This window comes from Cellulomonas humilata, from assembly GCF_030814415.1.
GTDB classification, from domain to species: Bacteria; Actinomycetota; Actinomycetes; order Actinomycetales; family Cellulomonadaceae; genus Cellulomonas; species Cellulomonas humilata_A.
Map to the genome: position 1 here is coordinate 408,069 of NZ_JAUSVB010000004.1, position 21,010 is coordinate 429,078.

General features: G+C 73.4%; 17 protein-coding genes. 5 read left to right on the plus strand and 12 right to left on the minus strand.

The genetic code is table 11. From position 1 onward, the window contains the following. Positions 1-2 precede the first annotated feature (2 nt). From J2X26_RS16000 to J2X26_RS16010, 3 genes are read right to left on the minus strand one after another with little or no spacing between them, the layout of a single operon-like run. The gene (locus J2X26_RS16000) at positions 3-3,593 is read right to left on the minus strand and encodes an error-prone DNA polymerase (protein WP_307493695.1); all 3,591 of its coding nucleotides are present in this window, start codon (positions 3,591-3,593) and stop codon (positions 3-5) included. Further along, positions 3,586-5,424: a DNA polymerase Y family protein gene (locus J2X26_RS16005; protein ID WP_307493696.1), complete on the minus strand. Its 1,839-nt coding sequence runs from the start codon at positions 5,422-5,424 to the stop codon at positions 3,586-3,588. Before J2X26_RS16005 ends, J2X26_RS16000 begins: the two co-directional genes overlap by 8 nt. After that, positions 5,421-6,242, minus strand: coding sequence for a hypothetical protein (locus J2X26_RS16010; protein ID WP_307493697.1), 822 nt, complete (start codon positions 6,240-6,242; stop codon positions 5,421-5,423). Before J2X26_RS16010 ends, J2X26_RS16005 begins: the two co-directional genes overlap by 4 nt. Before the next feature lie 234 nt (positions 6,243-6,476). On the opposite strand from J2X26_RS16010, the gene J2X26_RS16015 reads away from it, so the two are divergent. From J2X26_RS16015 to J2X26_RS16035, 5 genes are all read left to right on the plus strand, one after another. Further along, positions 6,477-7,145 (plus strand): Pr6Pr family membrane protein, encoded by a 669-nt coding sequence (locus tag J2X26_RS16015; RefSeq protein ID WP_307493698.1) that lies wholly within the window; start codon positions 6,477-6,479, stop codon positions 7,143-7,145. Positions 7,146-7,152: 7 nt separating this feature from the next. Next, positions 7,153-7,677 (plus strand): YbhB/YbcL family Raf kinase inhibitor-like protein, encoded by a 525-nt coding sequence (locus J2X26_RS16020; RefSeq protein ID WP_307493699.1) that lies wholly within the window; start codon positions 7,153-7,155, stop codon positions 7,675-7,677. Continuing rightward, complete coding sequence (locus tag J2X26_RS16025) at positions 7,674-8,240, plus strand: YbaK/EbsC family protein (protein ID WP_307493700.1); 567 nt, start codon at positions 7,674-7,676, stop codon at positions 8,238-8,240. Before J2X26_RS16020 ends, J2X26_RS16025 begins: the two co-directional genes overlap by 4 nt. A 54-nt stretch (positions 8,241-8,294) precedes the next feature. Then, complete coding sequence (locus J2X26_RS16030) at positions 8,295-9,602, plus strand: Fic family protein (protein WP_307493701.1); 1,308 nt, start codon at positions 8,295-8,297, stop codon at positions 9,600-9,602. Between the two features lie 63 nt (positions 9,603-9,665). Then, entirely contained in the window at positions 9,666-10,604 is a 939-nt protein-coding gene (locus J2X26_RS16035; RefSeq protein WP_307493702.1) for an alpha/beta hydrolase, read from the plus strand. Here J2X26_RS16035 and J2X26_RS16040 read toward each other — a convergent pair. From J2X26_RS16040 to J2X26_RS16080, 9 genes are all read right to left on the minus strand, one after another. Next, positions 10,568-11,431 carry a TrmH family RNA methyltransferase gene (locus tag J2X26_RS16040; protein WP_307493703.1) on the minus strand — a complete coding sequence of 288 codons (864 nt, stop codon included), beginning with the start codon at positions 11,429-11,431 and terminating at the stop codon, positions 10,568-10,570. The two genes, J2X26_RS16035 and J2X26_RS16040, sit on opposite strands and share 37 nt — an antisense overlap. A gap of 4 nt (positions 11,432-11,435) precedes the next feature. After that, positions 11,436-12,677: an endo-1,4-beta-xylanase gene (locus J2X26_RS16045; RefSeq protein ID WP_307493704.1), complete on the minus strand. Its 1,242-nt coding sequence runs from the start codon at positions 12,675-12,677 to the stop codon at positions 11,436-11,438. A gap of 27 nt (positions 12,678-12,704) precedes the next feature. Then, positions 12,705-13,934 carry an MFS transporter gene (locus tag J2X26_RS16050; protein ID WP_307493705.1) on the minus strand — a complete coding sequence of 410 codons (1,230 nt, stop codon included), beginning with the start codon at positions 13,932-13,934 and terminating at the stop codon, positions 12,705-12,707. A gap of 31 nt (positions 13,935-13,965) precedes the next feature. Next, positions 13,966-15,942, minus strand: a complete 1,977-nt coding sequence (locus J2X26_RS16055; protein WP_307493706.1) for an ABC transporter ATP-binding protein — start codon at positions 15,940-15,942, stop codon at positions 13,966-13,968. Further along, on the minus strand, positions 15,939-17,684 hold the full coding sequence (locus J2X26_RS16060; protein ID WP_307493707.1) for an ABC transporter ATP-binding protein: 1,746 nt from the start codon (positions 17,682-17,684) through the stop codon (positions 15,939-15,941). Before J2X26_RS16060 ends, J2X26_RS16055 begins: the two co-directional genes overlap by 4 nt. Continuing rightward, positions 17,684-18,358, minus strand: coding sequence for a TetR/AcrR family transcriptional regulator (locus tag J2X26_RS16065; protein WP_307493708.1), 675 nt, complete (start codon positions 18,356-18,358; stop codon positions 17,684-17,686). Before J2X26_RS16065 ends, J2X26_RS16060 begins: the two co-directional genes overlap by 1 nt. Positions 18,359-18,463: 105 nt before the next feature. After that, positions 18,464-19,624 carry an SPFH domain-containing protein gene (locus tag J2X26_RS16070; RefSeq protein WP_307493709.1) on the minus strand — a complete coding sequence of 387 codons (1,161 nt, stop codon included), beginning with the start codon at positions 19,622-19,624 and terminating at the stop codon, positions 18,464-18,466. A gap of 59 nt (positions 19,625-19,683) precedes the next feature. Continuing rightward, positions 19,684-20,118 carry an NfeD family protein gene (locus J2X26_RS16075; protein WP_307493710.1) on the minus strand — a complete coding sequence of 145 codons (435 nt, stop codon included), beginning with the start codon at positions 20,116-20,118 and terminating at the stop codon, positions 19,684-19,686. Positions 20,119-20,210: 92 nt separating this feature from the next. Continuing rightward, the gene (locus J2X26_RS16080) at positions 20,211-21,005 is read right to left on the minus strand and encodes an ABC transporter ATP-binding protein (RefSeq protein WP_307493711.1); all 795 of its coding nucleotides are present in this window, start codon (positions 21,003-21,005) and stop codon (positions 20,211-20,213) included. Positions 21,006-21,010 lie beyond the last annotated feature (5 nt).

Genomic DNA, 21,010 nt, shown 5'->3' on the forward strand with positions numbered 1-21,010 from the left:
CCTCACCGGAAGTCCCGCGACGCCGACCTGACCTTCAGCGACATGGGCGTCAGGTGCTCCGCGACCAGGTTGGTCGCGCCGTCGGAGCGTTCCAGCCGGCCGCGCACGACGAGCGCGCGGGACGTGCGGGCCACCTTGCGGAACTTCTGCCACAGCCCTGCCGAGCAGATGACGTTGAGCAGGCCGGTCTCGTCCTCCAGGGACAGGAACGTGATCCCGCCTGCGGTGCCGGGTCGCTGCCGGTGCGTGACCACACCGGCGACAGCCACCCGTCGACCGATCTCGTGCGTGTACGCCTGCTCGACGCGCAGGACCCCGGCGGCGTCGAGCCCGTCGCGGACGAACTGCGTGGGGTAGGAGTCCACCGAGACACCGGTCGCCCACACGTCCGCGGTCGCGATCTCGACGTCGCTCAGGCCAGGCAGCGTGGGCGCGCTGACCCCGACGGAGACACCGGGCAGCGTGTCCGGTCCTTCCTGCGCGAGCGCACCGGCCGCCCACAGCGCCTCACGACGGGTGACGCCCAGGCTGTCGAGCGCTCCCGCGGTGGCGAGGGCCTCGAGCTGGGCGGTGGACAGCTGCACCCGCCGCACCAGCTGCCGCAGGTCCGCGAACGGGCCGTGCGCGCGACGCTCGTCGACCACCCGCTGCGCGACGTCCTCCCCCACCGACCGCACCGACGCCAGGCCCAGCCGGACCGCGAGCGACCGTGCGCCGTCGCCCGTCCGCACCCCCGGGGCGGTGACCGGACCGGTGCCGCTCGGCGTCGGCACCAGCTGCGGCTCCCCGCCCGCCGGCGTCGGACCCAGCCGCTCCACGACCGCCTGCACGTCGGACGCCTGCACGTCCGGGCGCAGCACCTCCAGGCCGTGCCGGCGGGCGTCCGCGGCCAGGCTCTGCGGCGAGTAGAAGCCCATCGGCTGCGCCGCGAGCAGCCCCGCGTAGAACGCCGCCGGGTGGTACACCTTCAGCCACGCGCTGGCGTAGACCAGGAACGCGAACGAGTACGCGTGCGACTCGGGGAACCCGAAGTCGGCGAACGCCTTGAGCTTGTCGAAGATCTCCTGCCCGGTCTTCTCGTCGATCCCGTGCCCGGCCATGCCGGACATCAGCCGCCCCCGCATCGCCTCCATCCGCTCGGTCGACCGCTTCGAGCCCATCGCCCGGCGCAGCTGGTCGGCCTCGGCGGGCGTGAAGTCGGCGACGTCGATGGCCATCTGCATGAGCTGCTCCTGGAACAGCGGCACGCCCTTGGTCTTGGCCAGCGACTTCTCCAGCAGCGGGTGCAGGTACGTGACGGGCTGGCGGCCGTGCGCGCGCTCGATGTACGGGTGGACCGAGCCGCCCTGGATGGGACCGGGACGGATGAGCGCGACCTCGATGACGATGTCGTAGAACGTCCGCGGCTGCAGGCGCGGCAGGGTTCCCATCTGCGCGCGGGACTCCACCTGGAACACCCCGACGGTGTCGGCGGCGCTGAGCAGGTCGTAGACCCGCACGTCCTCCGCGGGCAGCCCGTGCAGGTCGAGCTTCTCGCCCTCGTGCTCCTCCACGAACCCGAACCCGATGCGCAGCGCCGTCAGCATGCCGAGGCCCAGCAGGTCGAACTTGACCAGCCCAGCGTCCGCGCAGTCCTCCTTGTCCCACTGCAGCACCGTGCGACCCGGCATCCGCGCCCACTCCACCGGGCACACCTCGATGACCGGCCGGTCGCACATGACCATCCCGCCCGAGTGGATGCCGAGGTGCCGCGGCAGGCGCAGGAACCGGTCCGCCAGGTCGATGACGTGCTCGGGGATCTCGTCGAGGTCGCTGGCCGACGGCGGCAGGACGGTCGGGACGACGTCGTGGCCGTCGGCGGTCACCAGGCCCGGGGTGTCGACGCCCTTCGGGGCACGCAGCACCGACGGCGGCTCCCACGTGTTGCCCCACATCGACGCCTGCGTGCGCCGGCGCTCGTCCCGCGCGGTGGTCACAGCGGCGTCGGGTACCGGTCCGGTGTGGCCGACGTGCGGACGGGGCTGCCGGCGGCTGGAGGACGGCTTCTCGGGCGGCGGTGGCGGCGCAGCCGGTCGCAGGCTCCCCCACCGCTCGATCGACTGCGCCCACGCGTCCTGCTGGCCCGCGTCGTACCCGAGCGCTCGGGCGGCGTCCCGGACCGCCGACCGCGGCCGGTAGGAGATGACGTTGGCCACCTGCGCGGCGTGCGTCCGGCCGTGCTTCTCGTAGACGTACTGGATGACCTCCTCGCGGCGCGCGGACTCGATGTCGACGTCGATGTCCGGCGGCCCGTCGCGCTCGGGCGCCAGGAACCGCTCGAACAGCAGACCGTGCCGCACCGCGTCCACGGCGGTGACCCGCAGCGCGTAGCAGACCGCGGAGTTGGCGGCCGAGCCACGACCCTGCGCCATGATCCCGTTGCGCCGGCAGAAGTCGACCAGGTCGTAGACCACCAGGAAGTACCCCGGGAACCCGAGGTCCTCGATGACCGTGAGCTCGTGCGCCAGCTGCGCGTACGCGCCGGGCACCTTCTCCGACTCCGGCGGCCCGTACAGCTCGAGCGCGCCCAGCCGGACCAGCTCCCGCAGCCACGTGGCCTCCGTGTGGCCGGGCGGCACCGGGTAGGGCGGGAGCTGCGGCGCGACGAGGGACAGGTCGAACGCGCACTCGTCGGCCAGGTCCGCCGCGGTCACCACGGCCGAAGGATGCCGGCGGTGCAGCGCGAGCATCTCGGTGGCCGACCGCAGGTGCGCCATCGGGCCGCCCGACAGCCAGCCGTCCAGGTCCTCCAGCGACGACCGGGCACGGACCGCCGCGAGCGCGGCGGCCAGGTCGGCGTCGCGCGGGGTGGCGTAGTGCACGTTCCCGGTGGCGACGAGCGGGAGCCCGGCGTCGGCCGCGAGGTGGGCGAGGGCGTCGGCGCGGTCGGTGTCGTAGGGGTCGCCCGCCGCGGTGACCTCGACGGCCACGTTGTCGCGGCCGAACAGTGCGACGAGCCGGTCGAGCTCGGTCCGGGCGGCCTCCATCCCGGTGGGGCTCACGCCGGCGACGCCCGACGGGTCCCCGCCCGCGAGCGCCCGCCGCACGGATCCCTTGCGGCAGCCGGTGAGCACCAGCCACTGCCCGGCCGCGGTCGCCGCCAGCTCCTCCAGCCGGTAGTCCGCGGCCCCCTTCTGGCCCGTGCGCAGGTGCGCCTCCGCGATCGCGCGGGACAGCGCCCGGTAGCCGTCGGGTCCGCGGGCGAGCACGAGCAGGTGCGACGCCCGCGGGTCCGGGACGCCGGTCGGCAGGTCCAGCACGGGCGGCCCCGGGGTGGCCCTGGCCTTCTCCCGGGGGTGCCGACGCCCGTCGGGGGCGGGCAGGTGCAGCTCTGCCCCGAACACGGTCGGCAGCCCGACCGCCTTGGCCGCCTGCGCGAACCGGACCACGCCGTAGAGCCCGTCGTGGTCGGTGAGCCCGAGCGCGCCCAGCCCCAGCCGGGACGCCTCCGCAGCGAGCTCCTCGGGCTGGCTGGCGCCGTCGAGGAAGCTGAAGGCGGAGTGCGCGTGCAGCTCGGCGTACCGCGGGGGGAAGTGTGCAGACCGCTCAGTCATACGTCGCCTCGCACGTCCACCCGTCCGCGGTGCACGCCAGGAGCACCGCGCGGCCGTCGTCGAACGTCACCTGCAGGTGCGCCCGCAGGCGGGGGCGGTCGTCGGCGGCCACCCACCACCGCTCGCTCAGCAGCCACGGCCCGGCCCACCCGGCGACGGCGCGTGGTTCGTCTCCGGCCGACCGCAACCGCGCGACGGCGACGTCCCACGCATCAGCCCGACGTCGCCCCCGCGCCGCATGACCGGGCGTCTCGCGCCTCCGCCGTACGTCGTGCTCCTCGTCCGACCCTCGCGGCAGCCACCGCACCCAGGCCGGCTCGCCGCGCATCCCGCTGCGCACGTCGAGGACCACGGGCGTCCCCGACGCGTCCCGCACGTCGACCCGCTCGGGCGGGTCCAGCACCGTCGCCGGCGCGGGGTCGGGCAACCGACCCGGCCAGGGCCGGTCCACGGGCCGTGCGGGCTCGGTCTGCTCACCCCACGGCTGCAGGTGCACCTGGTCGCGCACGTCGCGCCCGCCCTGCAGGGTGGCGACGAGGATCCCCGCACCGCCGACGATCCCCTGCACCCGGTCCAGCGCCCGGTGCGCCCGCAGGTCGCCGCCCGACGGCCCGCCCCACAGGCGCCCCTGCTCGGCACCGGCCGAGGCGACGTCGAGGGCGGTGACCGCGAGGTGGACCAGGGAGACCGCCCGAGAGTCCTCGTCGGGCCAGGGGTCGGTCGGCAGGTCGTCGTGCGCCCAGGGGTCCCGGCCCGACGCCACGGCGTCCCGGGCGGTCCGTGCGCGGGCGCGGGCGGCGGGGTCGTCGGCCACGCGGGCCCGGGCGGTCTCGACCGCACCGGCGGCCAGCCACCCCTCCAGCTGCCAGCGGATCCGGTCGGTGATCCGCGCCGGGGTCAGCCCGCCCCAGCCGCCGAGGTCGGTGCGCCAGGTCCGCACCAGGTCGGTGCCCTCGTCGGTGCGTGCGGAGATCTGCAGACGGCCGCAGGTCACCGAGTGCTGCACGAGCAGCGCGTGCAGCTCCTCGGCCAGCCGGCGGCCGGCGAACGTCGCCGAGTCGACCCGGTCGAGCGGCGGGTCGAGGTCGGCGGCCACCTCGAGGTCGGCCTCCGGCCGACGGCGGGCGGGCGGGCGCTCGTCGTCCCCGCGTGCGAGCAGCTGCGCCCACGCACCGAGCCGCCCGAAGCGGGCGTGCACGTCCGTGGGGGGAAGTGCGGCGAGGTGGCCGAGCTGCCGCAGGCCCAGACGGTGCAGCAGGTCCACCAGCTCGGCCACCGCGGACGCGGCCTCGTCGGTGACCGCTGCGTGCACCAGCTCGCCCATCGCGCGCGTCGCCAGGTACGCGGCCGACGCCCCCGGGGGTACCACCGCGCCGGTCCGGGTGGCCAGCACCGCGGCCAGCAGCCCGTCCGCGGTGCCGACCGCGCACTCGTGGCCCGAGCCTGCGGCGACGGCGTCGATGAGTTTCTCCGCCAGGGCGTCCTCGGAGCCGTGGTACCGGCTGGCGCCGCCCGCGGGCAGCAGCAGCATCCCGGCGCGGACCACCTCGATGCCCGCCACCACGGTCTCGGCGGCCGCCGCGACCGGCTCGAACAGCCGCACGTCGCGGGCGTCGTCGGCGGGCAGCAGCACCAGCTCCGGGCAGACCCCCTGCGCCTGGCGACGTCGCATCCCCCGGCGCACACCCTCCGCCCGCGCGAGGGCGGACACCGCGGTGAGCTGCCGACCGTCGTGCACCGCGGTGGGCACGTGCGGGGGCACCTCCTCGGAGGTCGCGGCGGCCACCACCGGCCAGTCCGGGACCCACAGGACGGTCGTGCGGGTACTCATCCGACGAGCCTCAGACCCGGTGCGGGAGCCTCGGCGGGCGGCGCAGGCACGGGCACGGAGCCGATGGGCAGGGTCAGGTCGAGCGACCGCGGCACCGCGGCGCTGCCCCGGCCGGTGCGGAGCAGCCGGATCTCGTGGGTGCGCAGGCGCCCTTCGCCCGCGTCGATCCCCGTCCACCGACCCGACTCGACCGTGAGCACCACCCCGGCGCCCGGCCAGTCGACCGTCGACAGGAGCACCGAGCCACGGTCCCGGGCGCGCGCGGACAGCTTGCGGCGGTCGGTGTCCGTCAGCGCGGCCTCCGGTCCGACGACCACCACGTCGACGCCGTCGAGCAGCGCCGACACCACGCTCGGCGCCTCGAGGCCGGGGCGCGGCACCACGGCCAGCCTGTCGAGGGAGACGCCCGCCTGGGCCGCCGCGAGCAGGCCGATGGTGGGCTGGCCGACCACGGCCCCCCACGCCCCGCCGGCGCACGCGTGCGCGAGCACGGCCAGCACCAGCGACGTCGATCCGGTGACCACCGTGGTGCCACCGCGGCGCAGCCCCTCGGGCAGGATCGGGGCCAGCGGCGGCGGGACCGCCATCGGCGGGCGCTCGCTGGTGATGATCCCGGTGGTCGGCTGCTCGGCGGGGACCTCGGGCGCGTGCGGCAGCACCATCAGCGCGGGAGCGGGAGCCTCCGGGCCGGGTCCCGACGGTGCCCCGAGGCCGCCCAGCGGCAGCACGCTGCGCGCCCCCGTGCGCTGCTCCGCGCGCGCGAGAGCGGCCCGTGCGAGCACGGCTCGGTCCTCGCGCGACATGGTGCCGACGGCCATGCGACCCTCCTCCCGATCAGCCGATGAGAGGGTGCTCCCGGAGACCTCATCGAACATCTGTTCGAAGTATCTCAGTACACGCTGACACTCCGGGACTGTCAATCCGGCGTCGCCCGGTCGGGGGAAGCAGGGAGACAGCGGGTGGAGTCGGCGTGCCAGCGACCACGACGTCGCAGGTCTCGGCTATGTTCTCGTCGCCCGGCAGCGTGGCCGGCGTCAGCAGAGAGGCACGCCATGGGAGTCGTCGTCGGGATCTACCGCCTCGCGCTTGCCGGGATCGGCCTGCTCGCGCTGTTCTGGGCGCCGAGCACCGGTCTGGCGTTCGACCTCGAGGACTACGTCTACTTCACCAACCAGTCGAACCTGCTGCTCGCGGTCGTGATGCTCTGGGGCGGCGTCGCCGTGCTCGCCCGTCGCAAGGAACCGGCACCCTGGCTGTTCGGCGCGGTGACGCTCTTCATCCTCATCACCGGGCTGGTCTCGTACCTCATCCTCGACCCGGCACCTCCCGGCGAGGAGATCGTCGCGCTCGGCCTGACCCGGGACCAGATCGTGCACCGGCTGACGCCGATCGCGGCGTTCGTGCACTTCGTGCTCATGGTCCCGCACCGCCGCCTGCGCATCCGCAACGCCGCGTACTGGCTGCTCTACCCCGTGGCGTACTGCGCGTTCACGACGGTCCGCGGCGTGCTGAGCCCCGGCAGCGACTACCCGTACGGCTTCATCGACGTCTCCGAGCTGGGCTACGGCGGCCTCCTGCTGAACGTGCTGATCTACGGCGTCGGCTTCTTCGTCCTGGGTCTCGCGCTCGTCGGCCTCGACCGGCTCCTGCCCTCCCGGGCGCTCGTCGGACGCCCGGAACCCGAGACGACCACGAGCGAGCCGCTGGTCACCGCGCCATGATGTCGGCATGGCTGTGAACCTCACCCGTCCCGTCGCCCCCGACCCGTACTCGCTGCTCCCGTCGGTCCCCGACTTCACGCTGACCAGCGAGGACCTCCGGCCCGGCGAGCGCCTCCCCGACGTCCACACCAACACCGACGCGGGCAGCAACGTCTCACCGCAGCTGTCGTGGGAAAGCTTCCCCGCCGCCACGCAGTCGTTCCTGGTGAGCTGCTTCGACCCGGACGCCCCCGGTCCCGCCGGCTGGTGGCACTGGACCGTGGTCGACGTCCCGGTGACCACCACGTCGCTGGCCCGGGGTGCAGACCTGCCCGCCGGGGCGTTCGCGCTGCGTGGGGACGACGGCGAGGCCCGGTACGTGGGCGCCGCTCCCCCGCCCGGCGACCAGGTGCACCGGTACTTCTTCGTCGTGCACGCCCTCGACGTGCCGTCGCTCGGGCTCGGGCCGGACACGATGCCGGGCGCCGCGAACACGGCCGTGCTCTTCCACACGCTCGCCCGGGCGATCCTCGTCGGGACCTACCAGCGGTGACGCTCGGAACACTGCCCTGGGTGCGCGCGCTCGACCGCCCCGACCTGCTCGCCGTCTCCACGCTCGCCGCGATCGAGGCCTGGGCGGCGCAGGACCCGACCGTGGCCGACGCCGTCCTGGTGACGGAGATCGACCCCGCCCTGGCGGACACCGCCGCGCTCACCGAGGCCTACCGGCTGCCGCCGGCGGCGTCCGCCAACTGCGTGCTGGTCGCGGGACGCCGCGAGGGTGAGGAGCGGGTGGCTGCGGCCGTCGTCCGGGCCACGACGCGCGCCGACGTGAACGCCACCGTCAAGCGGCTGCTCGACGTCCGCAAGGCGTCGTTCCTGCCCACGGACCGCGCCGTCGAGGAGTCGGGCATGGAGTACGGCGGCATCACCCCGCTCGGCCTGCCTGCCCGCTACCGCGTGCTGGTGGACGGCCGGATCGCGGTGGACGACCCCGACGCCGGGCCGACCGTCATCATCGGCAGCGGGATCCGCCGCTCGAAGATCGCGCTGCCCGGAGCACTGCTGGCCCGGGCACCCGGCGTCGACCTGATCGAGGGGCTCGCCCTCACTTAAACTTTCCTCGAGTAGCATCGGAGTCAACTTTACGACGCTACCGGGGAGGTGGGCATGGGCAGCTACGTCACGCAGCAGTGGACGCCGCGCGTGACCGACGGCGTCCCCCGGCGGTTCACGCGCGCCGGTAGCTACCGGGCGTTCGTCCCCGACTCGCTGCTCGATCTCGACGTCCCCCTCGACGCGCACCTCGACGCGCTGCTGGAGGAGGCGGAGAGTCGCGCGCGCGAAGCGGCCGACCTCGCGGCGCACACGGGTCTCGGGCAGATCGGCGACCTGCTCGTGCGCTCGGAGGCGGCGGCGTCGTCCCTCATCGAGGGCTACGAGCCGACGCCGAGGGCGGTCGCCGTCGCGGACTTCGTCGCGCGCGGCCGGGAGTCCGCCGTCACCGTCGCCCGCACCCTGCAGGCGGTGCGGTCGTCCGTGGAACGCGCCCAGGACCCCGAGGTGTCCCTCGTGTGGGACGTCGTCGAGCTCCAGCGCCTGATCGCACCGCGTCACGCGGGTGTCCGCACCGAACCGGTCTGGATCGGCGGGCGGACCCCTCTGGAGGCGCACTACAACGCCCCGCCGCACGACCAGGTGCCCAGGCTCCTCGACGACGTCGACGCGTACCTGTCCTCGCGCCGGCACCGGCCCGTGCTCGCCGCAGCCCTCGCGCACGCCCAGCTGGAGACCATCCACCCGTTCGCCGACGGCAACGGCCGCGCGGGCCGCGTGCTCATCGGGACCGTCCTGGCCCGCTACGGCGTCGCCCCGCAGATCACGCTGCCCGTCAGCACGGCGCTGTTCCGCGACCGCGAGCGCTACTACACCGCCCTCGACACCTACCGCCAGGGCGACCAGGGCCTCGCCATCGTGCGCGTGATCGCCGAGGCCGTCACCGCGGCGGCCGCGGACGCACTCCGCCTGTCGGGCCGGGTGACGCAGTGGCAGCAACGGCAGACCGAGGCCCTCGACGCCTACCTGCGGGACAGGTCGTCGACCGGCCGCGTCCGGCGCGGGGTCGCGCACCGGGTGGTCACCGACCTGCCGACGCACCCGGTGCTGGATGCCGCGACGACCGCCGGCAGGTACGAGGTCACCGCCGTCGCCGCCCGCAACGCCCTGGACGCGCTGGCTGCCGCGGGCGTGCTGCGACCGGACAGGAAGGCCGACCGCACCCGCACCGTCTACGTCGCCACCGAGCTGCTGGACCTGGTCGCGGAACCGGGCACCGCCACCGATCCCGACCCGGCCTCGGCCGTCGACGTCCCCGTGACCGTCGTCGACCCGACGGCTGAGACGTCGTGCGGCGCGTGGCTCCCCCGCGCGGGACGCGCGTGCCGGCTGCCCCGGGGTCATCGCGGCCAGCACCGCTGAGCACCCAGGACACCGCCCACGACGGCAGCGACGTGTGGGCGCCCGTCGCTAGGGTGGCGCGGCATGAGCCGGACCACCCACCGCGTCACCAGGGACCGCGCGGTGTGCCGGGCGCACGGGATCGCGGGCGTGCTCTTGCGGCCCGTCTCCGGCGCCGAGCGCGCGGTCGTCGTGATCGGCGGGTCCGAGGGCGGGATGCACGAGCGGGACGCCGTCGCGCTCGCCGAGGCCGGGTTCGCCGCGCTCGCTCTCGCCTACTTCGGCGCCCCGGGGGTGCCGTCCGACCTCGTCGACGTGCCGCTGGAGTACTTCACGCGGGCCCTCGACCTGCTGGAGGCACAGGGGTTCGCGCCAGGATCGATCGGGCTGCTCGGCGGGTCCCGCGGCGGTGAGGCGGCGCTGCTGGCGGGCAGCCGCGACGAGCGCGTCGGGTCCGTGGTCAGCATCGTCGGCAGCGGGGTGGTGACGCAGGGCATCGACTACGGGGCGGGCCCGCTGGACGCGATCCTCCGGTCGTCCGGACCGGCCTGGACCGTCGGCGGCGAGCCGCTGCCGTTCCTGCCCTACGAGGTCACCCCCGAGCTCGCCCGGACCATCGAGAACCACGAACCGGTGGCGCTGCGCGACGCCTTCGCGGCGTTGCCGGCGGATCCCGTCGCGCTGGACCTGGTGAGCATCCCGGTCGAGCGCATCCGCGGCGGGGTCCTGCTCGTCGCGGGGAGCCACGACCAGATGTGGGACTCCCCCGCGTATCACCAGGTCGCCGCCGACCGGCTCGCCGGTCACCCGTACCCGTGGGCGAACGTGGTCCTCGACTCCGTCGGGCACCTGATTGCCGGACCGCCCGGCGGCCTGACCGCCAGCGAGGGTCCTGGTCCGGGGGTGACGTTCCGGTTCGGCGGGGATCCGGTGCTCACCCAGCACGCCCGCGCGGAGACGTGGTCGCGGACCCTCGGCTTCCTGCGCTACACGCTGCCGCGCGAAGACTCGCCCGGAACCTGAGCCGCGAGCCGCGTGGCCCAGAACGCGACCGCCGCGGCCGCCGCGACGTTGAGCGAGTCCACCCCGCCGGCCATCGGGATGCGCACCACCAGGTCGGACTCAGCCACGGTCACCGGCTTGAGCCCGTGCCCCTCGGCCCCGAGCACCAGCGCCAGCCGTTCGGGAGGGTCCGCGACCAGCTCGTCGAGCGTGATCGAGTCGTCGGACAGGGCCAGCGCCGCGGTGACGAACCCCGCCTCGCGCAGCACGGAGATGCCGTCGGGCCACGGGTCGATGCGCGTCCACGGCACCTGGAAGACGGTCCCCATCGAGACGCGGACGGACCGCCGGTACAGCGGGTCGGCACACCGCGGGGTCACGAGCACGGCGTCCACCCCGAGCGCGGCGGCGGACCGGAAGGCGGCCCCGACGTTGGTGTGGTCGACGATGTCCTCCAGCACCGCGACGCGGCGGGCGCCGGCGAGCAGGGAGGCCACCGGCTCGAGGACCGGACGGTGCATCGCGGCGAGCGCCCCCCGGTGCACGTGGAACCCGGTGATCGCCTCGAGCACGGGTTCCTCGGCGACGTACACCGGGACCACGGTGTCGTCGGCGGGCAGCCCGGCGAGCAGCCGCTCCAGGTCGGGCAGCCAGCGCGGCGACAGCAGCACGGACCGCGGGCGGTGGCCGGCCGCGAGCGCGCGGCCCAGGACCGTCGAGCTCTCGGCGATGTAGAGGCCCTTGGCGGGCTCTTGCCGGGAGCGGAGCGCGACGTCGGTCAGCGAGACGTAGTCGGCGAGCCGCTCGTCGGCGGGGTCGGTGACGGGCTGGACGGAGGCGACGGGCACCGGGTCATCCTTCCAGCCGGACGACGACCTCCGAGTCGTGCGTGAGCTCGAACAGCGTCCCGTCGACGGTGTAGGTCCCGAGGAAACCGCTCACGGGCACGCGGCCCGTCGAGGAGGTGCGCAGGGTCGTCGGCGCCAGCCACCACTCGTCCTTGACCAGCCGGCGCAGCGCGTCGTACGCGGGCTTGGGGGTGCCGTCGGCGCGGACGAGCCCGGCGGGTGCGCCGAGCCACGCGCCGTCGTCGGTGATCCCCCAGTACGTCGCCGCCTGCACGGCCGGGTGCCCGACGAGGGTCCGGTAGTGCCGCTCGAGCTCGTCGGCCTGCCGCACCTCCCCCTCGGGGGTCGACGGCCACGAGGCGACCTGGTGGTCGTTGAGGTCCTTGATGTGCGCGGGCATGAGGTCGCCGGAGACCAGCGTCGTCTCGGTCAGGTGCAGCGGCAGCCCGAAGCGCGCGAACCGGTCGAGGATGGCCAGCGTCTTCTCCTCACCCCAGTAGCCCTGGTGCATGTGGCTCTGCAGGCCGATCGCATCGATCCGGATCCCCGCCTCGAGGACCCCCTCGATGAGGCACTCGTACGCGGTCGACATGTCGAAGTCGTTGAGCAGCAGGGTGGCCGACGGGTTGGTCTGGCGGGCGGCGTCGAACGCGAGCCGGACGGTCGGGATGCGTCCGCGGTCCCACGCCAGCCGGGTCAGGCCGTTGGGCTCCTTGTCGAACACCGGCATGATCACGACCTCGTTGATCACGTCCCAGGTGTCGATGACCCCGGCGAAGTCGGCCACGTCGCGTCGGATCCGGGCGTCCTGCGCGTCCGCGATCTCGTCGGTGCTCAGGTCGAGCAGCCACGGCGCGCAGACGGTGTGCCAGGCGAGCGGGTGCCCCTTGACGACGACGCCCCGCTCCGCGAACCAGCGCGCCGCCGTGAGCATCCGTGTCGTGTCCGGGCGGCCACGCACGCGCTCGAAGTTGCCCCAGTAGAACGGGAGCGTCGCGGAGTTGAACACGTCGAGCCAGAGGTCGGCCAGCGCCGTCGCGGTCTGGACGGACGCCCCGCCGAACGCCGGGGGCTCGGCCGCGTCGCCCTCCTGGTTGGCGAGCGCGATGAAGTCGAAGCCGATGTTGCCGAACAGGAACGCGTGCCGCCGCTGCTCGACGACGACGTCGGTGTCGGCGAGGGGACGTCCGTGGGCGTCGAGGATCGTGACGACGGCGTCGGCGCGCCGGTGCTGCGGGAGGGGCATCGGACCAGCCTGCCACGCTCGAAATCGTTATCGGTCCGCCGCCACGCCGGTCGCCAGGTCGACGACCGGGACCGCCTCTCGTCGCGCCGCCCGCCCGCCGAGCACCGCCATCAGCGCGCCGACCAGGGCGACGACGGGGACGACGAGGAACGCCCGGTGGGTCCCGACGGCGTCGGACAGCGCGCCGAGCGCGAACGGTGCGACGCCGATGGCCAGCCCGCCCGCGAGCGTCGCACGGGCCTGCGTCGCGTCCGTGCGGCCCGGTGCGGTGGCCAGCAGCAGGGCGACCGACAGCGGGTACTGCGCGCCGTAGCCGAGCCCGGCGACGAACAGGCCGACGATGGCGACGGTCGGCGTGGTCGCGGTCCACAGGATCGCCCAGCCGCCGATGGCGACGACGAACGCGACGGCCAGCAGCCAGACCGGCGCGACCCGCAGCGACAGCGGTCCGACGACGAACCGGATCACCGACATCCCGGCCACCAGGCCGGCGGTGGTCGCCGCGGCGATCCCGGGACCCGCACCGGTCTGCTCCAGGACCAGCCCGGTCGCCCAGTACGTGGTGGCGAACTCCATCGCGATGGCGGCGACCATCGTCACGAGGAAGCACCAGCCCGGCACCGTGGTGCGGGCGCGGACCACATGGGCGGAGGTCGCACCGGGGACGTGCGGAGGCGTCATCGCACCCCCGACCGGGATGCGGGACACGACGAGCGCCGCCACGAGGGCGAGCACGACCGTCACGGCGACCGCGGGCCGCCAGCCCCAGCCGACCGCCACGCAGACGCCGACGGCCAGCGGTCCGACGAGCCCGATCGACGAGCCGATCCCGTTGCCCTCGGTCAGCGCCGCCGACGCCTTGCTCCCGTGCCGCAGCGCGACCCCGGCCTGCGCGGCGCTGATCGCGATGTTGCCCCCGAGCGCCAGGACCACCATCGCGGGCAGGCTCCAGGCCAGCGACGGGGCCGCGACCAGGCCGGACGCCCCGACGGCGATGAGCCCGCAGGCGACCAGGATCGCGGTACGCCGCCCGTGACTGCGCACGAAGCGCGGCGTGGCGAACGCCGCGAGGATGCCGCCGGCGGCCATCGCGGTCCCGTGCAGCCCGGCCTGCGCGTCGCTGATCCCGAGCTCGTCGGCGAGCAGCGGCACGCTCGGGTTGAAGCTGTACAGCAGCCAGCCCCACACGACGAAGGACCCGTAGAACGCGATCGTCATCCGGTCGCGGGGGAACCCGGTGGTCGTGGGGCTGGGCATGGGCCCGAGGGTACGTCGCCGATCCCCGCGCTCAATCCACCGGCGCCACCGCCGCGGCGAACTGGCTCGCGTACAGCCGCGCGTAGGCGCCGCCCGCCGCGAGCAGCTCGTCGTGCGACCCCTGCTCGACGATCGCGCCGTCCTCCATGACGAGGATCGTGTCGGCGTCACGGATGGTGGACAGGCGGTGGGCGATGACGAACGACGTCCGGCCGTGGCGCAACGCGTTCATGGCCTGCTGGACCAGCACCTCGGTGCGGGTGTCCACCGAGGACGTCGCCTCGTCGAGGATGAGGATCGGCGGGTCCGCCAGGAAGGCACGCGCGATCGTGAGCAGCTGCTTCTCCCCCGCCGAGACGTTGGCCCCCTCGTCGTCGACCACGGTGTCGTACCCGTCGGGCAGCGTCCGCACGAACCGGTCGACGTGCGTGGCCTCCGCCGCGGCGACGATCTCGTCCTGCGTCGCCCCGGTCGCGCCGTAGGCGATGTTCTCCGCCAGGGTGCCGCCGAACAGCCACGTGTCCTGGAGCACCATGCCCATCTGCGAGCGCAGCGCGTCCCGGGTGAGGTCCCGGGTGTCGACGCCGTCGAGGGTGATCCGTCCGCCGTCGACCTCGTAGAACCGCATGAGCAGGTTCACGAGCGTCGTCTTGCCGGCACCGGTGGGCCCGACGATCGCGATCGTCTCCCCCGGCTCGGCCACGAGCGACAGGTCCTGGATGAGCGGCTTGTCGGGCGAGTAGCTGAAGGCCACGTGCTCGAACGCCACGCGCCCCTGGGTGGGCTGCACCGGCGGGGTCGCGTCCTGCGGGTCGGGCGACTGCTCGTCGGCGTCCAGGAGCTCGAACACCCGCTCCACGGACGCCACCCCGGACTGCAGCAGGTTCGCCATCGACGCGATCTGCGTGATCGGCTGCGTGAACTGCCGGCTGTACTGGATGAACGCCTGCACGTCGCCGAGGGTCATGGTCCCCGACGCCACGCGCAGACCACCGACGACGGCGACGATCACGTAGTTGAGGTTGGCCACGAAGCCCAGCGCGGGCTGGATGATCCCGGAGATGAACTGCGCCCGGAAGCTGGAGTCGTAGAGCTTCTCGTTGCGCTCCGCGAACACCTCCGCCGCCTCGGCCTGGCGCCCGAACACGGTCACCAGCGAGTGCCCCGTGTACATCTCCTCGATGTGGGCGTTGAGCTTGCCCGTCCACGCCCACTGCTCCATGAACTGCGGCCGGGAGCGCTTGGCGATGGCTCCCGCGATGGCGATGGACAGCGGCACGGTGACCAGCGCGATCACGGCGAGCAGCGGCGAGATGACGAACATCATCACGAGCACGCCGACCACCGTGAGCACCGAGGTGATGAGCTGCGAGAGCGTCTGCTGGAGGGTCTGCGCGACGTTGTCGATGTCGTTGGTCACGCGGCTGAGCAGCTCGCCGCGCGGCTGGGAGTCGATGTACTTCAGCGGCAGCCGCGACAGCTTCGCCTCGACGTCCTGGCGCATCGTGTAGACGGTCCGCTGCACGACGACCGCGGTGAGCCGCCCCTGCAGCCAGCCGAACAGGAACGACCCCACGTAGATCGCCAGCACGATCATGAGCAGCTGCCACAGCTGGTCGAAGTCGATCCCCACGCCGGGCACCGCGCCGCTGCCGGCGACGACGTCCGCGAGCGTGCCCTGACCGCTGGCCCGCAACGCCGTGACAGCCTCGTCGGTCGTGGTCCCCGCCGGGAAGGCGGAGCCCAGCTGGGTGCCGATGACGCCGTCGAAGATGATGTTCGTCGCGTCGCCCAGGAGCTTCGGCCCGATGACGGCGAGCACGACGGACGCGATCGCGAGCACGACGATGACCGCCATCGGCGCCCGCTCCGAGCGCATCTCGCGCAGGAACCGCTGGGCGGACCCACGGAAGTTCATCGACTTCTCGCCGGGCATGCCCATGTTCATCATCGGGCCGGGGCCGCGACGTGCAGCTGCCGGAGGGAGCCGCCGGGTCTCGGTGCTCATGCCGCCTCCTCTACGCTGACCTGCGAGTACACGATCTCCTGGTACGTCTCCGACGACCCCAGCAGCTCGGCGTGCGTCCCGACGCCGACCACCAGTCCGTCCTCCATCACGACGATGCTGTCGGCGTGCCGGATGGTGGCCACGCGCTGCGCGATCACCAGCACGGTCGCCTCGCGCGTCTCCGGGGCCAGAGCCGCACGCAGCCGCGAGTCGGTCGCGTAGTCGAGCGCCGAGAACGAGTCGTCGAACAGGTAGATGTTCGGCCGTCTGACCAGGGCTCTCGCGATGGCCAGCCGTTGGCGCTGCCCGCCGGACACGTTGGTCCCGCCCTGCGCGATCGGCGCGTCCAGACCCTCGTCGAGCGCCTCGACGAAGTTCCGGGCCTGGGCGACCTCGAGCGCGTGCCAGAGCTCCTCGTCGGTCGCGCCCGTCCGCCCGTACTCGAGGTTGGACCGCACGGTGCCGGCGAAGAGGTACGGCTTCTGCGGGACGAGGCCGATCTGGCCCCACAGCTGGTCCGGGCTGAGCGCTCGGACGTCGACGCCGTCGATGAGGACCTCGCCGCCGGTCACGTCGAACAGGCGCGGGATGAGGTTGAGCAAGGTCGTCTTGCCCGCACCCGTCGAGCCGATGATGGCGGTCGTCTTCCCCGGCTCGGCCACCAGGTCGACGCCGTGCAGCACCGCCCGCTCCGCCCCCGGGTAGCGGAACTCCACCCCACGCAGCTCGAGCAGCCCCGGCCGCGAGTCCGACCCGGTCCGCAGCTGTGCGGGCTGGGCGGGCGGGACGACGGAGGTGCTGGTGTCCAGCACCTCGCCGATGCGCTCGGAGGACACGACGGCCCGCGGGACCATCACGAACATCATCGTCGACATCATGACCGCCATGAGGATGTAGGCGATGTATGACAGGAACGCCGTGAGCTGCCCGATCATCAGGGCGCCCGCGTCGATGCGCTGGGCACCGAACCACAGGACGGCGACCGTCGTCGCGTTGAGCACGAGCATGACCATCGGGAACATCAGCGCCATGAGCTTGCCCACGCGCAGCGACGTGTCGTACAGGTCGGTGTTGGTGGCGGCGAACCGCTCGGACTCGCGGCGCTCGCGCACGAACGCGCGGACCACGCGGACGCCGGCGATCTGCTCGCGCAGCACCCGGTTGATGGCGTCGATCCGCTTCTGCATGGACCGGAAGTACGGGATCATCCGCGTCACGATCAGGCCGACGACGATCGCGAGCACGGGCACCGAGACCAGCAGGACCGCGGACAGCCCGACGTCCTCGCGCATGGCCATGATGACACCGCCGACCAGCAGGATCGGCGCCATGATCATCATGGTGAACGTCAGCAGGACCACCATCTGCACCTGCTGGACGTCGTTGGTCGTGCGCGTGATCAGCGTCGGTGCACCGAACGTGGCGACCTCCTGCGCGGAGAACGTCTGCACGTGCCCGAACAGCCGCTTGCGCACGTCGCGCCCGAACGCCATGGCCGTCCTCGCGCCGAAGTAGACCGCGACCACCGCGGCGATCACCTGCACGAGGCTGACGCCGAGCATGATGCCGCCCAGCCGCAGGATCTCCGCCGTGTCGCCCTTCGCCACGCCGTCGTCGATGATGCGCGCGTTGAGGCTGGGCAGGAACAGCGTCGCGATCGTCTGCACCAGCTGCAGCACGATCACCGCGACGACGGCCGCCTGGTACGGCCTGAGGTGCTCCTTGAGCAGCTTGACCAGCATCACGAGCTCCTGTCGGACGAGATGGGGGTGAGGACGCCATGGAGGATCAGGTCGACCAGCTGCTCGGGGGCCGGGGGGCCCGTGTCGAGCCCGCGGCGGGACGCGTCGACGGTCCGGATGGTGGCGCCCAGGAGCACGGTGTTGAACAGCTCGATGACGTCGGCGAGGGGCAGCCGCAGCTGGTGCGCGTCGAGGTCCAACAGCTCCGACACGGCGACGGTCACCGCGGCGGTCCCGGCCTGCTGTCGGCGGCCCCACTGGCGCATCGCGGCCTCGCGCTGCTCCCCGGTCGGCCCCGCCGGCTCGAGGCGACCGACCTCGTGCAGCAAGCTCATCCACCGCATCGACTCGCTCACGTGCGCCTGGGCCTGCGTCATGAGGAGCAGCAGCTTGTCCCGCAGCGGCAGGGTCCGGTCGATCGCCGCGATCTCCGGGATCGCGTCGGCCGGGTCGACCGCGGCCAGCACGGCCTCGCGGACGAGCGTGACCTTGTCGGTGAACACCCGGAAGAGAGTGCCTTCCGCCACCCCGGCGGCCTCGGCCAGCTCGCGGGACGTGACGGCGGCCCCGCGCGCCAGGATCACCGGTCGCACGGCCAGCAGGATCGCGGCGCGGCGCTCGTCGGGCGGCAGGGGTGTGGCCCGACCGCGCCCGGGACCGATGGTTGTCTCCACGCCGCGATGTTAACTGAGTGAGCGCTCACTCCGACAAGCGCATTCGGTTCGCTGTGAGCGAACATGGTGAAGGGCCGGACCCCTGTCGGGGATCCGGCCCTTCGGTCAGGCGGGCGGTGCGTCCTCGGGCGGCGGCTCGGGTGACCGCGGCGGCACCGCTCCCCCGCCGGGTCGCTGGCCCAGCTCCACGGACGGGTCGAACGGGAGCCCGCTGAGCGTGCCGGAGCTCGTCGCGTCCGCGGTCGCCGCCGCCGACTCACGACGCGCCTCGGCCAACGCCTCGGCCGGGTCCGTCAGCGTGGTGGGCGGCAGGTCGTCACCGAGCGGCGACGTCCCCGCGGCGCGGCCCGAGTCCGGCAGGCTGCCGTCGTCGGTGACCGGCCCGCCGAACCCCTTGGCGAACACGCCCAGCGCGCTGGTCAGCTCGGACGGCAGGAACCACATCTTGCTCGACGGGCTCGCGGCGATCTTCGGCAGCGTCTGCAGGTACTGGTACGCCAGCAGCTTCGGGTCGGCGTCGCCGCGGTGCACCGCGTCGAAGACCTGCAGGATCGCCCGCGCCTCACCCTCCGCCGTGAGGATCGCCGCCTGCGCGCCACCCTCGGCCCGCAGGATCGCCGCCTGCTTCTCGCCCTCGGCCGTGAGGATCTGCGACTGCTTGAAGCCCTCGGCCGTCAGGATCGCCGCACGCCGGTCACGCTCGGCGCGCATCTGCTGCTCCATCGAGCCCTTGATGCTGTCCGGCGGGTCGATCGACTTGAGCTCGACGCGGTTCACGCGCACGCCCCAGCGCCCGGTCGCCTCGTCGAGCACGCCACGCAGCTGGCCGTTGATCTGGTCGCGGCTGGTCAGCGTCTGCTCGAGGTCCATCGACCCGACGACGTTGCGCAGGGTGGTCACCGTCAGCTGCTCGATGCCCTGGATGTAGTTGGCGATCTCGTAGACCGCGGACTTGGGCTCGGTCACCTGGAAGTAGATGACCGTGTCGATGCTCACCACGAGGTTGTCCGACGTGATCACCGGCTGCGGCGGGAACGACACCACCTGCTCGCGCAGGTCGACGGACGCGCGCGGCCGGTCGACGAACGGGATGAGCAGGTGCAGACCGGCGTCCAGCGTGCGCGAGTAGCGGCCGAGCCGTTCGACGATGATCGCGACGGCCTGCGGGACGATCTTGACCGCCCGCACGAGCGCGATGATGACGAACAGCAGCACGAGCCCGAGCACGATGAACAGGGCGATCTGCCCACCGTTCGCGTCGAACATGGATCCTCCAGGGGGTCATGCGCGGACGAGCTGCCCGCGCGACGTACGAGACGGTGGGCTCAGAGCCCGGGGACCGGGGCGACGATCGCCGTGGCGCCGTCGATCCGCGCCACGCGGACCTCGGTGCCGGGCGGGATCGTCTGCGCGGCGTCCACCCGGGCGCTCCACACCTCGCCGGCGAGCTTGACGCGGCCGCCCTCGCCGGTGACGGTCGAGACGACCACCGCCTCGCGACCGACCAGTGCGGCGGCGTTGGTCTCGACCAGAGGCATCCGCGCGCGCAGGTGCCGCAGGAGCCACGGGCGCAGGGTGAACAGCAGCAGGACCGAGGTCAGTGCAGCGACGACGAACTGCACGGGAACGGAGGCCCCGAACAGGTAGGCGATCGCGCCTGCGATGGCTCCGCCGGCGAACATCGCGAGCACGAGGTCGAGCGAGAGCATCTCGAGGATGCCCAGGGCGAGCGCCGCCCCGATCCACCACAGCCACCCCATCGGGCCACTCCCTCGGTCGAGCAGGCTCCGACGGCGGACCCTGCGGTCCTACCGATACTAGACGGTTTCTTTGCGAATCTGTGGGATTCCGTTCAGCCCTGCGCGGAGGCCGCCCGAGCGGACCACCGGCCGTCGTGGTGGTCGACCACGAGGGGCAGGTCGAACGCCCCCGACAGGGTCTCGGCGGTCAGCACCTCGTCGATCGGGCCGGCCGCGAAGGCCTTGCCCTGACGCAGCAGGAGGATGTGCGTGAAGCCGGGCGGGATCTCCTCGACGTGGTGGGTGACCAGCACGAGCACGGGTGACTTGTGGTCACCGGCCAGCTCCGACAGGGCCGACACCAGCTCTTCGCGGCCCCCGAGGTCGAGGCCGGCGGCGGGCTCGTCGAGCAGCAGGAGCTCGGGGTCGGTCATGAGCGAGCGGGCGATCTGGACGCGCTTGCGCTCACCCTCGCTGAGGGTGCCGAAGTAGCGGTCGGACAGGTGGGCGACGCCGAACGCGGCGAGCAGGTCCGTGGCCCGCGACTCGTCGAGCGCCTCGTAGGACTCCCGCCACCGACCGGTGACGCCGTACGCCGCCGTGAGCACGACGTCGCGCACGGTCTCCCCCGCCGGGATCCGGTCCGCGAGCGACGCGCTCGACAGGCCGATGCGCGGACGCAGCTCGAAGACGTCGACCCGTCCCAGGCGCGAGCCCAGCAGGTCGGCGGTGCCCGTGGTGGGGTGCATCCGGCCGGACGCGACCTGCAGCAGGGTGGTCTTGCCGGCACCGTTGCGGCCGAGCACCACCCACCGCTCGCCGTCACGGACCGTCCACGTCACCTCGTCGAGGATCGTCGTCGTTCCCCGGCGGATCGTCACGGCCTGCAGGTCGAGCACGTCGGTCATGGGCA